This is a genomic window from Patescibacteria group bacterium (assembly GCA_027858235.1).
GTDB lineage: Bacteria > Patescibacteriota > Patescibacteriia > Patescibacteriales > BM507 > BM507.
The window spans coordinates 1-14,758 of sequence record JAQIDC010000028.1; the positions used below are offsets into that span (position 1 = coordinate 1).

15 protein-coding genes and 1 tRNA gene are annotated in these 14,758 nt (G+C 33.8%); 4 read left to right on the forward strand and 12 right to left on the reverse strand.

Annotation, left to right across the window (positions count from 1 at the left end):
• The first annotated feature begins 225 nt into the window (after positions 1-225).
• The 4 genes from PF572_01790 to PF572_01805 all read left to right on the forward strand — a co-directional run bounded on the left by PF572_01790 (position 226) and on the right by PF572_01805 (position 4,112).
• Positions 226-1,497, forward strand: coding sequence for a glycosyltransferase family 4 protein (locus PF572_01790; protein MDA3839797.1), 1,272 nt, complete (start codon positions 226-228; stop codon positions 1,495-1,497).
• A gap of 1 nt (position 1,498) precedes the next feature.
• Positions 1,499-2,872 carry a glycoside hydrolase family 57 protein gene (locus PF572_01795; GenBank protein ID MDA3839798.1) on the forward strand — a complete coding sequence of 458 codons (1,374 nt, stop codon included), beginning with the start codon at positions 1,499-1,501 and terminating at the stop codon, positions 2,870-2,872.
• Positions 2,873-2,974: 102 nt separating this feature from the next.
• Positions 2,975-3,313, forward strand: coding sequence for an inorganic diphosphatase (locus tag PF572_01800; protein ID MDA3839799.1), 339 nt, complete (start codon positions 2,975-2,977; stop codon positions 3,311-3,313).
• Between the two features lie 562 nt (positions 3,314-3,875).
• Positions 3,876-4,112: a hypothetical protein gene (locus tag PF572_01805; GenBank protein ID MDA3839800.1), complete on the forward strand. Its 237-nt coding sequence runs from the start codon at positions 3,876-3,878 to the stop codon at positions 4,110-4,112.
• Between the two features lie 483 nt (positions 4,113-4,595).
• Here the strand turns inward: PF572_01805 and PF572_01810 are convergent, their stop codons facing one another.
• From PF572_01810 to asnS, 12 genes are all read right to left on the reverse strand, one after another.
• Entirely contained in the window at positions 4,596-5,771 is a 1,176-nt protein-coding gene (locus tag PF572_01810) for an IS256 family transposase (GenBank protein ID MDA3839801.1), read from the reverse strand.
• 204 nt (positions 5,772-5,975) lie between these two features.
• A tRNA-Thr gene (locus PF572_01815) sits at positions 5,976-6,050 on the reverse strand.
• 131 nt (positions 6,051-6,181) lie between these two features.
• Positions 6,182-7,000 carry a hypothetical protein gene (locus tag PF572_01820; protein MDA3839802.1) on the reverse strand — a complete coding sequence of 273 codons (819 nt, stop codon included), beginning with the start codon at positions 6,998-7,000 and terminating at the stop codon, positions 6,182-6,184.
• A gap of 21 nt (positions 7,001-7,021) precedes the next feature.
• Entirely contained in the window at positions 7,022-7,876 is an 855-nt protein-coding gene (locus PF572_01825; GenBank protein ID MDA3839803.1) for a class II fructose-bisphosphate aldolase family protein, read from the reverse strand.
• Between the two features lie 3 nt (positions 7,877-7,879).
• Entirely contained in the window at positions 7,880-8,650 is a 771-nt protein-coding gene (gene tpiA, locus PF572_01830) for a triose-phosphate isomerase (protein MDA3839804.1), read from the reverse strand.
• A gap of 55 nt (positions 8,651-8,705) precedes the next feature.
• Complete coding sequence (locus tag PF572_01835) at positions 8,706-9,707, reverse strand: serine hydrolase (protein ID MDA3839805.1); 1,002 nt, start codon at positions 9,705-9,707, stop codon at positions 8,706-8,708.
• Positions 9,707-10,381: an SMC-Scp complex subunit ScpB gene (scpB, locus tag PF572_01840; protein MDA3839806.1), complete on the reverse strand. Its 675-nt coding sequence runs from the start codon at positions 10,379-10,381 to the stop codon at positions 9,707-9,709. Before scpB ends, PF572_01835 begins: the two co-directional genes overlap by 1 nt.
• 5 nt (positions 10,382-10,386) lie before the next feature.
• Complete coding sequence (locus tag PF572_01845; GenBank protein ID MDA3839807.1) at positions 10,387-11,100, reverse strand: segregation/condensation protein A; 714 nt, start codon at positions 11,098-11,100, stop codon at positions 10,387-10,389.
• A 57-nt stretch (positions 11,101-11,157) separates the two neighbouring features.
• Positions 11,158-11,844 (reverse strand): YbaK/EbsC family protein, encoded by a 687-nt coding sequence (locus PF572_01850; protein MDA3839808.1) that lies wholly within the window; start codon positions 11,842-11,844, stop codon positions 11,158-11,160.
• Between the two features lie 181 nt (positions 11,845-12,025).
• The gene (locus PF572_01855; GenBank protein ID MDA3839809.1) at positions 12,026-12,172 is read right to left on the reverse strand and encodes a hypothetical protein; all 147 of its coding nucleotides are present in this window, start codon (positions 12,170-12,172) and stop codon (positions 12,026-12,028) included.
• 92 nt (positions 12,173-12,264) lie between these two features.
• Positions 12,265-13,215 (reverse strand): DUF5671 domain-containing protein, encoded by a 951-nt coding sequence (locus PF572_01860; GenBank protein ID MDA3839810.1) that lies wholly within the window; start codon positions 13,213-13,215, stop codon positions 12,265-12,267.
• A 91-nt stretch (positions 13,216-13,306) separates the two neighbouring features.
• Entirely contained in the window at positions 13,307-14,698 is a 1,392-nt protein-coding gene (gene asnS, locus PF572_01865; protein MDA3839811.1) for an asparagine--tRNA ligase, read from the reverse strand.
• Positions 14,699-14,758 lie beyond the last annotated feature (60 nt).

The following is a 14,758-nucleotide window of genomic DNA, read 5'->3' on the forward strand; positions in this document are numbered from 1 at the left end:
GTAATTTCCCCTGTTTGATTCTAGATGATTTCTTCAAACCATTTCAATCATTTTTTAACATTAATACCAGCCAAGAGAGTATAGCTACTCAATCACAAAATGTGTTGACACCTTACCAAAAACAGTAAAGTTATCAACAGTTTTATTATTTGTTTAAAAATCAAAAAAGTTGTATAATACTAATGTATTAAAAAGGCTTTTTGGCCTCAAACACACTCCATCCCCATGGATTTAAACAAACCAAGAGTATTAATGTTCGGCTGGGAATTTCCACCCTTCAATAGCGGAGGTCTGGGCGTTGCTTGTTACGGTTTAACTCGCTCTCTAGTCAAAGAAGGAGCCGATGTTTGTTTTGTACTCCCAAAAAATCTTGGTAATCCGCACAATTTCCTTAATATGAAATTTGCCGACGATACTGACCTCTCTACTCTTTACAATCAGATGACTGTAAAAGAGTTGGAGGTTTTTTTATACCCTTATTTAGACGAAGAAGTTTATAAATCAAAACAAGAACTATTAGAAGTTTTGAAAAAAAAGGGTTATGTCCCATATGCAACTGACCTATATTCTGAAGTTTTAAGATATGGAGCCCTCTCCAGGGAAATAGCAAAGAATGAAAAACATGACATAATTCATGCCCACGATTGGCTCTCATACCCTGCTGGTATTGAGGCTAAAAAAGTTTCTGGCAAACCACTTATCACCCATATCCATGCCACCGAACTAGATAGAACAGGCCACCAAGGATCTAATGAAAAAGTATTTGAAATTGAAAAACAAGGTTTCGAAGCTGCCGATAAAATTGTCGCTGTAAGTCAATTAACAAAAGATACTGTTACCAGACATTACGGCGTAAAAGAAAATAAGGTTGAAGTTGTTCACAATGGAATTGATGAAGATTACTACAAACAAAAAGAAATTCTAAATAACAAATTAGCTAGCTTAAAAAGAGACGGCTCAAAAATTGTTTTATTTTTAGGCCGTATCACTATTCAAAAAGGACCTGACTATTTTATTAAAATGGCCAAAAAAGTTTTAGAGAATGAACCTAAAGTATATTTTCTTGTTGCTGGATCTGGCGACATGAAAGAAAAAATAATGAAACAAGCAGCTGAACTCAGAATATCAGACAGAGTTTTATTTATCGGCTGGCTCAACAGCACCGATCAGGCGCACGCCTATCAAGTTGCAGACTTATTTGTTATGCCTTCTGTCTCTGAACCTTTCGGGCTTGTTCCTTTGGAGTCAATGATAAACAACACACCGGTTTTAATATCAAAGCAATCAGGAGTAGCAGAGGTCACAACAAATGTTTTAAAAGCTGATTTTTGGAATATCGATGAAATGGCAAACAAGATTTTATCTGTACTTGCTTACAACAGTTTAAACAATCAATTAATACACTATGGCCGAAATGAGGTAAAAGAAATCAACTGGCAAAAAGCGGCGGTCAAATGTTTAAATATTTATAATAAAATGATTCTTAATCCTACATAATATGCCTTCAATTTGTTTTTATTTTCAAGTACACCAACCTCTTCGTATTAAACCTTACAAAGTTTTTGATGTTGGCAATGACCCCGAATACTTCAATGATGCCAGTGACAATAAAACAAACAACAAATTGATAATGGAAAAAGTTTCCAACAAATCATACCTACCTACGAACAAACTTCTTCTCGAACTCCTCAACAGACACCCTGAGTTTAAGGTTAGTTTTTCTCTTTCGGGAGTATTTCTTGAACAACTTGAAGACGGTTTTCCTGAAGTTTTAAAATCTTTTCAAGACCTCGTAAAAACCGGACGAGCAGAGATACTTTCAGAGACATATTACCATTCACTTTCCTTCCTATATTCAAAGGACGAGTTTCGAAAACAAGTCGAATTGCACAAGCAAAAAATATGGGATCTTTTTGAAGTCGAGCCACAAGTATTTAGAAATACGGAATTAATATTCAACAATGAACTAGCTCAAGAGGCAGAGGCCATGGGATACAAGGGTGTAATAGCTGAAGGAGCTGATCATATTCTAGACTGGCGAAGTCCCAATTTTGTTTACCGCTCTCCTGGGACAAAGAATATAAAATTACTTTTAAAAAACTATAAACTATCCGACGATATCGCTTTCCGTTTTTCAGACAAAGGCTGGGCCGCTCACCCCCTACTTGCAGAAACTTTTTCTTCATGGGTTTCAGATCACAATGGAGCCGGAAATTTGATTAATCTTTTCATGGACTATGAAACATTTGGAGAACACCAATGGGAAGATACAGGTATATTTAAATTTCTAGAAAATTTGCCAAATGAAGTATTAAAAAATCCAGACAATGATTTTGTCACCCCAAGTGAAGCAATCGCCAAGTACGATGATTTTGGAGAAATTGATTTCCCTCATTATGTCTCCTGGGCTGATGAAGAAAGAGACTTGTCCGCTTGGCTATCTAACGATATCCAACGAGATTCTATGGAAAAAATATATGCCATGGAAAAAAATGTTCTTGAGACCAAGGACGAAAAACTAATAAAAACTTGGCGACGCCTCCAAACTTCTGATCATTTTTATTATATGTGTACCAAATTTTTCAATGATGGCGATGTACACAAATATTTTAGTCCCTACGATACACCTTATGATGCTTTTATTAATTTTATGAATGCTTTAAACGATTTAAAAATTAGAGTTAATGAAAAATTAGAGCAGATAAATAAAAAGGGGAAGAAAAAGGTCATCAAAAAGGCAGTTGATGATATACACGAAAAAGATGACGGACACTTCCACAATCCCAATTTTATTATTGAATTAAATAAGGCGAAGAACCATGTTATTGATTTGCGAAAAGAAAGGAAGTTGAAGAAAGTAAAAAAGATGTAACACGACAATAAACAAACTTCCACCCTTGATCTCACCTAAAATCAAAAAGACTCAGTCTTGCTAGTGTTAATCTATTTTAAAAAGTATAGAGAAATCAAGCAAATGGAATATTCAAAAAAATATCTAAACAAAACAATTCATGTAAAAATAGATAGACCACTTGGGTCTAAACATCCCAAGCATGATTTTGTATACCCACTCAATTACGGATATGTCCCAGACACAAACGCCCCAGATGGAGAAGAAATAGATGCTTATGTTTTAGGAGTATTTGAAGCAGTAAATGAATTTGAAGGAAAATGTGTTGCCATTATCCATAGAACAAATGACGATGATGATAAACTAATTATTGTCCCTGAAAATAAAAATTATTCAGATGAACAAATAATTGCCTTAACAGAATTTCAAGAAAAATTTTTTAAGTCAGAAATTATACGGTAATTGATTTTTAAAAAAATACAAAATAGCGCATTCAATTGAATGTGCTATTTATTTACCCGCTGGCTCCAGGTTGTACCTGGAGTTATAATGCAAAATCTTAAAGAATAACATAAACTAAACCTAAAATATTATTTACAATGAATCATTGCACATGGTGCACTTCGACTCTGGGTTCAACCCAGAGCCAGCTAAGATATTATGTCGAAAGATATTTCTGTATTATTGCAATTAATCTTAGACACAAAAAAACTTAACTTTGTGAACATCGGGAGATTTTGACTAGAGACGTGCGTAGAAAGCTCCATAAAATGCTCGCTGTTTGAGGAGCATAGCGCCAGCGGAGTAACGAGTTCGAGATTTTATTAGCTTTCATAGCTAAGTATCCAAAATTTTCCTTAGTGAACGATTTTGGTACTTTTCTAAAAAGTACATAATAATAAGTTTGCAGTTTGAGTATTTTGTAAAACTTGTTTTTTGGATTCCGGATCAAGTCCGAAATGACATTTCCATAAATTAGAGGACTCTATAGGGTACTCTATAGAGTCCTCTAATTTATTATATTATGATAATAAAAATATTACACACCTCGCCCTATCGGGCACCTGTCCGCAATTTTTTAGCACACAACATTGATGGTAAATGGCTATACTGGGGCCTAGCACATGTCATAGAAGTTACCCATGACAATCTAGCCAAAACCACCTCTGGAAAATTTAAACTGATACAAATATTCACTCCCGATGAGATGAAAAATGCTCCAACCTATCTTCATCCCTCAGGAGCTGATTCCTATATTTAAATAGAGTACCCTATTTTTTTGTAAGAAAAAGGGGAGCTCATAAAATGAACTCCCCAAAAGTTTGATGTCCTTTGAAGTGACCTGGTCTAGTTTTCCCTTTCCCAGATTCATCTTCGGTTTCTATGAGCGATATTTCAAGGTCGGCTCCACCTTAACTGACGTGAAAGCTTCAAAGCCTCTCGCTTATCCTACACACTAGAAACCTATTTCTAGACCAGCTATACGAGGGAATCGAACCCACCGTGCAGAATTATTCACTATCTACACTGCAACCAAACAGCCGTTTACAAACTTTTATACAATTTAACATATTACCAAATTAAGTCAAGAATCGGCTAAAACAACCCGACGGGGACCCCAGTCAAGTGATTGGCGGGGTAAACAAGTTTAGAATGACAAAGGGTTTTTCTGGATTCCGGGTCCCCATACGTCAGGCTATGGGGTAAACAAGCCCGGAGGGACTGTCAAGAAAAGTGTGTCTGGTTAATTAATTATTTTAAAATACTTGTAGTTTGTAACTGGATATTTTTGGAAGTTTTTTTCTTCGAATTCTTTAATAACCATAAAAACATAGTCTAATAAGTATTCTGGTTTTTCAAAAGATAGTTTATTCTTCGTTGCTTTCCTAATTATTCTATTTAAATTCTCAATACTATTTGTAGTATATATCATCCTTCTAACCTCTGGATGAAATTCTATATAGGTGAAATAATATTCAATTTTTCCTTCTTTAAAAAAACTAGCAATATTTGGATATCTATTTTTCCATTTCTGTATAAATATCTCCACTTTTTTTAATGCCTTCTCAGTCGTGTCATTTTCACTAAAATTATCAAACAATTCTTTGAGGTCTATTGCCATCTCTGCTTTATCCTTTGGTCTAGTTTTATTTAAAATATTCCTCATTTTATGGACAATACATTTCTGAAATCTAGTTTCTGGAAATACTCGATGAACCTCATTTTCTAGACTGCTAATCCCGTCAGCTACTATTAAATCAATTTTTTTAATCCCTCTCTTCTTTTTTAAATCATCCAATATTTCTCCCCACTCTGTAGCCGATTCTGTGGGGTTAATGCTGAGAGCTAATAGTTCTCTAGTGTTGTCGTTTTTGACGCCGTAGGCTACATAAACTGCCTCATTGGAGTAGCTATCACCACGTCTAACAGTAATAAATATACAATCGCAGAACACTACTTTGTAGTGATTATCCAGTTTGGTATTTTCCCAAGCAATCCTAAATTCATGGAATATTTTAGCTAAATTAGTCACTTTAGTAGCACTGACACTATCACCGAATAATTGTTTAACTAACTCAGAAATGTCTCTACTGGTCATCCCTTTTTTGTACAGAGACAAAACTAACTCATTCATCTGTTCTTGACCTAGTTTAACTAATTCCAGTGTATCCGGAGAGAATACTCCAGATCTCGTTCGAGGGATATTTATTCTTAAAGAATTACGAGAAAATGTCTTAAACGCTCTCAGATAGAAACCATTCCCTTTATCACTGCTACCAGTTTGATTTAAATATTCACTTCGTTCCACGCTCATCAATGATTCAATAGTTGAAACAATAAATTCCTCCATAGACCAACTTGATAGTGAATTTCTCAAATTAATTAGACTTGTTTCTAAATACTTGTTATTATTTATCATAGTGTTTGGAAAAGGCCACCAAAATATACTTGTTGAGAGCGATATTTTGTCTGGTCTTTTTTATTATCTAAATAGTTATATTTAGATTATACCAGACACACTTTATTATACAGTCTCAGCCCGGAATGACAATTATTTAGAGTTCAAGCCCTATATAACAACTACGTATAATAAAAAACACCAGCATTTGCTGGTGTTTTTATATGGAGCCGAGACGGGGACTCGAACCCCGGACCCCTTCCTTACCATGGAAGTGCTCTACCAATGAGCTATCTCGGCATAAGCCAGTTGCTCTCAAAAAGAAAGTACTTTGGCATAATAAACCTAAGTGGTTTTCGTATACTTGGTAATTTATGTTCCTCGACTATAAAAAAATAACTAAAAAAGTTACTTTTGAATTTAATGTATTTTTACAACATATTTATCTTTCCCTCTATCTCTGGTAACTTTTGATTATCAGGGTCTGCCTTCTTTAACTTCTCTAGGGCTCTCAATGCCCTCTCTTTATCTTTGTTCATTATACTTATTTCAACTAAGGTGTCAAGAAATCTTGGATTACTAGCTTCAATTTCAAGAGCGAGGCCGATATTTTTATTTGCTTTGGGTAGGTTTTCTAACTCTTTGCAAGCAAGAGAAATATCAAAATACAACCTTGCCTTCTCTGGCAAGACTTCAACTGTAAGCTCTCCACCAGAAATGCTATCTTCAATTATTTTTAAAACATGCTCATATGTTTGACAAGCTTCTTCATAATTTTTCTTCTCAAAATATAGGTCGGCAAGCATCTTGAAAGCCTTCGTGTCTTTTGAGCTAAAACCAATAATTTCTATCAAATATCTCTCTGCTTCCACTAAGTTATCGCTCTTTAAAGACTCTTCTACTTTTGAATAAAGATCTCCTATCTTTTTTTCAAAATCATCTTCGCTTAGGTTTTTTTGTGGAGCATGTCTCTCTTTTACCTCATTCAACTTATCATAAACCCAAGATAATCCCCTGCCGGTAGAGGAAAGAGCTGGCCCAAGGTTCTTCATTATTTTGAAATTCCATTTTAGGAATCCCCTTTTAAGTCTTTCTGATATTAATCTCTCTTTAAATCTTGCTTCTTTTTCAGCGGGCATGTTGTCTACATCAAGATTGGCTAGTGCTGAAAATTTTCTTACTACCACAACAATAATAACGCTTAGACTTATGAGTATTACGAGTAATGGAATAATATTAAACATCGACATTTTATTTTAACTTTTTATTTTTTATGCTTTATTAACAGAATCAAATAATTTCATTTTATTAGCAACCACATCTTTAACAGCGTCAATACATGGTCTTAACAAATTTCTTGGATCTGACTCTTCTGGATTATCAAGACAAGTCTTTTTGAGTGTTGAAGAAAAAGCGACCTTTATATCCGTCCCTATATTTATCACATTTACACCCTCTTTAATTGCTTCTGTAATCATCTCGTCAGGAACACCAGAGCCTCCATGTAAAATAAAGGGTTTCTTCGTCTTTTCTTTTATTGCTTTAAGTAAATCAATCTTAACATCTTCATTATCAAAATTTCCATGAGCTGTCCCTATAGCAGCTGCAATTGTATCAACTCCTGTCTTTTCAGAAAATTCAATCACATCTTCAAGCTTTGCAATTGGGACATCTTCGATAGTTCCTCCAACCACACCATGACCACCCATAATTGCTCCTATTTCTCCTTGAACCCAAATATCTTTTTGGTGTGCGAAATCAATTACTTCTTTAGACAGTTTTAAATTTTCTTCAAAAGGCAAGGCTGAAGCATCAATATGGACAGAAGTAAATCCAGCCTCAATACATTTATATACAATTTCAGCTGAGCCACCATGATCGAGATGAAAAGCTACTGGAACATCTTTTGCTATATCTGTAGCTGCAACTGTAACTAGATTTACGAAATTTTTCATCCCAATATATTTTATTGCCCCCTCTGATGCTTGAATAATAACAGGAGATTTTAACTCTTGAGCAACTTCTGCGACAGCTTGAATAGACTCTAAATTATGAACATTAAATGCTCCAACGGCATATCCTTTTTCTTCGGCGTCCTTAATAATATCTTTTATATGAGATAGCATAGTTTATTTTTTTAGTATTTTATTAGCGACAATTAAAAATTCATCTGCATCAAGGCTAGCCCCACCAACCAAAAGACCGTCAATATTATCTAGCCCGTTAAAGCCTACAACATTGTCTTTATTGATGCTTCCTCCATAAATAATTTTAAAATTATTTTGGATTGTCTCTTCTCCGAACATATCGTTAAGAGTAAGTCTAATAATTTTATGAGCATAATCAGCTTCGGCAGGCTCGATAGCAGTCCCTGACCCAATAGCCCAAATAGGTTCATAGGCAACTATTATTTCCTGATGTTCACCAACTTCAATCCCAGTTAAAGCTTGTTGCAACTGCTCAAACAAAACGTAGTCTCTCCTTTCTGTTTTTCTTTCATCCCAGTTTTCACCAATACAAACGACAGGAACCATTCCTTTTACGGCCATAACAGATTTTAATTCCTTATGAATCATCTCATAATTTTCCATTAAAAATTTCCTTCTCTCAGAATGTCCAATAATAACATATTTACAACCTGCTTCCTTCAGCATGCTAGCAGAAATCTCTCCTGAATAAGCTCCAAGCTCTTCCCAAAAAACATCTTGAGCTCCTAACCCAACAGGAGAATCTTTGATTATCTTGTCTACTTCACAAATTGAAAGAAAGTTAGGACAAATCACCACTTCATCCTCATTAAAGCCCACAAACTTATCTTTCACTTTTTGAGCCAGTTCTTTGCTCTCAGCTAAAGTTAGTTTCATTTTCCAATTAGCTATAACTATTTTGTTTTTACTCATATTTTTATCAATTCATTATTTATTACTATAGTATATCACGTTTTTATAAAAAGTTTCACCAAATAAAACTTGAATAAATCCAAGAGACGAGTTCATCAGTCTCACTAAAGCGTGTATGAGGGTCGCTAGCACCTAAAATTATGGAAATAACCTCTTTGTCTTTGTTATTTTTAAAAACCCCAGCAAAACAAAATCCCGCTGCATCAATATATCCTGTTTTTCCCCCCAGAAGACTAACACCATTTTTTGGGTATTTCCCAAGAAGGCCATCAGTACTATAGGCTCTTTTAACAACACCTTCGACGGTTTTAAAACTATATTCTTTTTTTTCTGTTGTCTCTCTAATGTCCTTCTTTTCCATAACCTCCTTAAGTAATAAAGAAAGATCACGAGCGGTAGAAACATTTAGTGAACTTATCCCTATTGGATCTACAAATCTACTATTATTCATCACTAAATCTTTTGCTTTTTCATTCATTTTTTGAACAAACTCTTCCTCTGAAAAACCAGTTGAGCTAACCAATGCTTTTGTTGCAGTATTTGCTGACGCTACTAAACTTAGATTAAACAGATCTACCACTCTTACATTATCTCCCAAATACACATAAACACGGCCTCCTTCAATTCTATCTCCTCTCTTAATTTCATAAATATTTTCCCAACCAGAATTATTTTCAAGAAAAACTAGAGCTGTCATTAATTTTGTTATACTCGCAATCGCTTGAACATTTTCTGAATTCTTCTCCGCAAAAACATAATCGCTCGTTGGACTGTAGATATAGACGCTTGAAGAATTAAATTCTGGAATATTCCCTTTATTCATTTTTTGAGGAAAGTTCTCTAGTTCAAAAAATTCCCTTGAGTACTCCTCATCTATATCTGGTGAAACTGGCAAAAAATATTCATTCACATATTCTTCACTAAGCCCCAACACTCTTCCTTCATCTTCTACTTGAACAAAATTAGCCTCGACATAATATGCCCCATAAATCATCGTTACACTCAGAAGGAACACAATTGGTAGATATATTTTATTAGAAAATAAAAATTTTTTCATTATTCTTTTATTTGTTCTTCTTGATTATCACCAGTGTCTTTATTGTAACCATCTTCCTCAATCTTTTCTTCCACATCCCCTTCTCTAGAATCTTCTTTATCTTCTTTCGTTTCTGTATGAGCCAAATCTATTGAAGGATCAATATTTAATATATTATCAATCGTTTCGTCTTTATGTAATTTTTCATAATCTGGCAATTCCTTAACATCGTTAACTCCCAAAAATCTCAAAAAATCAAAACTAACATTAAAAATAGTTTCTCCTCTCTCCTTATCTTCATCGGCCAGAACCAATCCCCTTAACAATAAATTCCTAAGTATCAAACTACAATTAACGCCTCGAATTCTATCTAGGTCAAGTTTCGCAATTGGTCCCCTATAGGCAACAATGGTTAGCGTTTCAAGGCTCGGTCTTGATAACTCTCCAGTTGTCTCATCTTTTATAAACTCGGACACGAAAGAAGAATTTTCCGGGGAACTTACCATTTGATATTTGGAACCATTTTTAATTATTTGTATTCCCCTTTGATCATTCTTGTATATATCAACCAAGGCGTCTCCAGCCTTCTTAACATCTGTCTCATCTTTTTTAAAAACATCGGCCAATTGCTTTGATGACATTGGCTTAGCTGATACAAACAAAAGTGATTCAATTTTTGATTTCAAACTACTCATATTTATTAATTAATTTCTTTGTATTTATTTAAACTAATTTCCGAAAAAAGTGAACCTTGCTCTGCGACAATTTCTTTTTGTTTTATTAATTCAAGCATAGCAAGAAAACTAACAATCTTTTCTGTTTTCGTTTTTGCCTGTGAAAATATTTTGGAAAAACTCATTTTTATTCTGGTCCCTATTAAGTTTTTTATAAAAGAAATTTTATCTTCAATACTAACCTTTGTTTCAATCTTGTCTTCACCAAGTTTCTCGGCTGGTTTAATCCTTATGAGTAGTGACTTAAAAACTTCTGCCATTTCCTTCTTTTCCAAGCTCTTTGGAGGAGAAAAAACGCTTGTATTCCCTAGGGCCACTTTTCTATTAAACTCACGAGCAAACATAAACTTCTTTTTGCCCAGTATAATTTCAACTTTTTTAGTTGCATCCAAAAACTCTTTATATATCCGAAGTTGTCTTTCTAAATCCTCAATCTCCGCTTCCTCTTCAGGATAGAGATAAGGAAGCATTGCTTTTGATTTTATTAAAAGAAGCCGTGCCGCTAATAACAAAAAATCAGCCAATTCCTCGGGGTCAATAAAAGAAGAATTTCTAATATACTCAACGTACTGGTCGGCAATTTTTGATAAGGAAATTTGGGTAATATCAAGCTCTTCTTTTTCAATCAATTTCAAAAGAAGACTCAATGGTCCTTCAAATTTTTCAAGTTTTATCTTCATACTGACTTGTGAGTCAGTACCCGGCCTTAAATCGAAGATTTCAAGACGGGTAGCTTATTATTTTTTTACTATTTTTTTCTTTACCACCTTCTTAGCAACTGGCTTCTTCTTAACTGAAGTCTTTTTGACAGCTTTTTTAGCAACTGGCTTCTTCTTCGCTACTGGTTTTTTCTTTAAGACGGATTTTTTCACAACTTTTTTGGGACTCACCTTTTTTTTCTTAATAACAGGCTTCTGAACTTTTATTTTCTTTTTCACTCCGAAAGAACCTAAAATAGCTTCTTCTGATTTTATAAAATCTTTTGTGGCTACTTCTATTGAATGATTGTATGAGCCAGAAGAGAATACAGCCTTTTTAACCTTAGCCAAACTCTCATCAACTATCACTGGTAGCTTATAGATATTTCCAAAAGCACTCATTGTCCCTGCTTTTATTTTAAAAACTGCTTGCATTATTTTCTCTCCAGGGATTTTCACTGATTTTACTTCTTTGCCTGTTTCCTTTTTAATAATTTTAGCAACCTTATCTAGATTTAAATTATTATCCGCTGGCAGGACAACAACATAATAATCTTTATCAGCTTTTACTAGTAATGACTTGGCAATCTCATTTATTTTCTTTTTCATTGTGGATGCTGCATCAAAAGCAGTATAGACAGTTTTGTGCTCTAATATTTCATGATTTATACCAGCCTTATCGAGATAAGTGAGTAGTTTTGCTGGAATTTTTGTTTTTTTAGCCATATTTTTAGTATTATTTAATATATCAATTATATCTTAATTTAGCTTTATTGGCAAAAAATATTAAAACATAAAATATATAAATAATCAAATATAAAACCTGTGGGTTTTTGTATGCTTGGGAATTCATGTTCCTCAAGCGCAAAAAAAGACCGCTCTTTTGGCGGCCGAATTTTTTATTTTACTATATTACATTGAAGGGGCAACCAGGACACATTTTATTTTCTTGCTTCATGTCTCTTTCGTCTCGTTGTCTGCCAAAACATTCTGGCGAAAAACCAATTAAATTACATTCTTTTGGCTTTCCTTCTGGGATTTTAAGTTTTCCCATCTTGATATTCCTTTCTGAAAGAACTAAAAAAACAGTCTAACAATTTTGGCTATTTTTTTATTATACTATAAATTGATAAACTCATCAATCTTTTATTGGATAATCTCTTTCGGTGATACTCCTTCCAAGTTTAATCTTTTAAGATTCTCAACATTCTTTGTAAAACAGTATTCTCCCAATGGATGAGGCCATCTCTCATTTAGGTATGCATAGGAATAATCAGAATCAGACCCTTCATTTGAGAGAGAAAAGTTTGCACAAATTTTGTATTCCCTGTCTTCTATGACCTCATATTGAAAAACTTCATTTTTTCTAGGATCTTTTATTTTATCAGATTTGATAAAAGAAGATTCTTGGAGCATTTCATCTAAGGTTTCTGGTAAACCACTATTTTCTAAATAATATTGCTCAAGACCCATATTTATATTGTCGAGTCTTGATAGTATTTCATTATCGATTCTTCTTTCTCTAGCTTCTGTAGGAGATTCAACGAAAATAAAAGCCGAGATAAGTGCAACAACAACAATTAGGAGTGTGCTATAAAAATATGAAAGGACCACTTTGTCTTTTTTCTCTTCAATATCGTGTCTCCTAATATCATAAAAATAATAAGAAAAAATTGCGGCTGCAATGCCGATTGCCGTTAAAGCTTTTAATCCAAATTTCAAACTTAGTTCACCACCAAGAAAATTAAAAACAACACCAATAAACCATCCAGATAAAACCATGAAAGAAGCAAACATTATCAAATAAGTTAACCATCTCCTTATTTCTGAATCTTCTTTTAATTCCCCTTTTTTTAAACTTTTATTAATGGTAATTGTTGAAAGATAGTAGATAGGGGCTGACACTAAAATAGAGGCAATAGCAAAACGCAAGGTTGAGGAAGAGTATGAGGAACTAAACTCATTTAAAATATCAACAATATTTTTATTTATAATTTGAAAAATAATATTACCAACGGCTAGCGCCATTGAAATAAGAGAGGCCAGAGACAATAAATAAAAAAATGCGAATTTTGCTGAGATAGATTTCTTTTCCATAAATTTATTATTAATTATTTATATATTATATTAAATACATTAAAAAAACGTTAACTTAATATAAGTATGTCACATATTAAGGATTAAATCTTTAAAATTCGGCATTTTTTGGAGTTCTTGGGAATGCTATGACATCTCGGATATTTTGCATTCCAGTAAAATACATTATTACTCTTTCAAATCCGAGACCAAAGCCGGCGTGTTTTGTGCCTCCGTATTTTCGTAAATCAAGATACCATTGATATTCACTTGGATTGAGACCGGCTTCTTTCATTCTCTCTGTTAACACTTCTAGGCGTTCCTCTCTCTGTGAGCCTCCGATAATTTCTCCAATTCCCGGAACGAGCAAGTCCATAGCGGCGACGGTTTTTTTGTCATCGTTTAATCGCATATAAAAAGCTTTTATTTCTTTTGGATAATCTGTCACAAAAACTGGTTTATCAAAAACTTCTTCACAAATATATCGCTCGTGTTCAGTTTGTAAATCAATCCCCCACTTCACTGGAAATTCAAATTTCTTGGTTGCTGCTTCAAGTATCTCAATAGCTTTTGTGTAGGTAATCCTTTCAAACTTTGAACTCCTAATTTTTTCTAATCTTTCCAGTAAGCCTTTGTCGATAAATTTATTAAAAAATTCCATCTCTTCTGGCAAATGATCAATCACGTGATTTATCATGTGATTGATCAAATCTTCTGCTAAATCCATATTATCATTCAAGTCTGCAAAAGCGACCTCTGGCTCTAGCATCCAAAACTCAGCGGCATGCCTTGTGGTGTGGGAATTCTCCGCTCGAAAAGTTGGACCAAAAGTATAGACGTCCTTAAAGCCATGAGCTAGAGCCTCCGCGTTTAATTGTCCGGAAACTGTAAGTCCGGACAGCTTTCCAAAAAAATCTTCACTGTAGTCTATATTCCCTTTATCATCTTTTTTAGCACTTTTGTCATCAAGAGTTGTTACTCGGAACATTTCTCCTGCCCCCTCACAATCACTAGTTGTGATAATTGGGGTGTGGGAGTAAATATAGTTTCTTTCTTGAAAAAATTGATGAATAGCGAAACTCAAACTTGAACGCATCCTAAAAACTGCCGAAAAAGTATTTGAACGATGACGCAAATGAGCAATTGTTCTCAAATATTCAAAAGAATGTCTTTTCTTTTGCAATGGATAGTCATGCTCGGAATCACCTTCAATCAAAACTCCACTAGCTTTAACTTCAAAATCTTGTCCTCCACCTTCTGACTTAACTAAAATTCCTTTTACAGAAATTGCTGAACCGATGCCTACTTTTGAAATTTCTTCAAAATTATCTAAGTTATTTTCAAAAACAACCTGAATGCTTTTAAAAAAACTACCATCATTTAGCTCAATAAACCCAAAAGCATTTGAAGAACGAATATTTCGAATCCAACCCTTTAGAGCAATATCCTCATTTAAATATTTTTTAGTTTCCTTATATAGTTGTTTGATATTTTGATTTGACATATATATTTAATTTTGAATTTTGAATTACAAATTTCGAATCAATTTTTAATTACATAATTA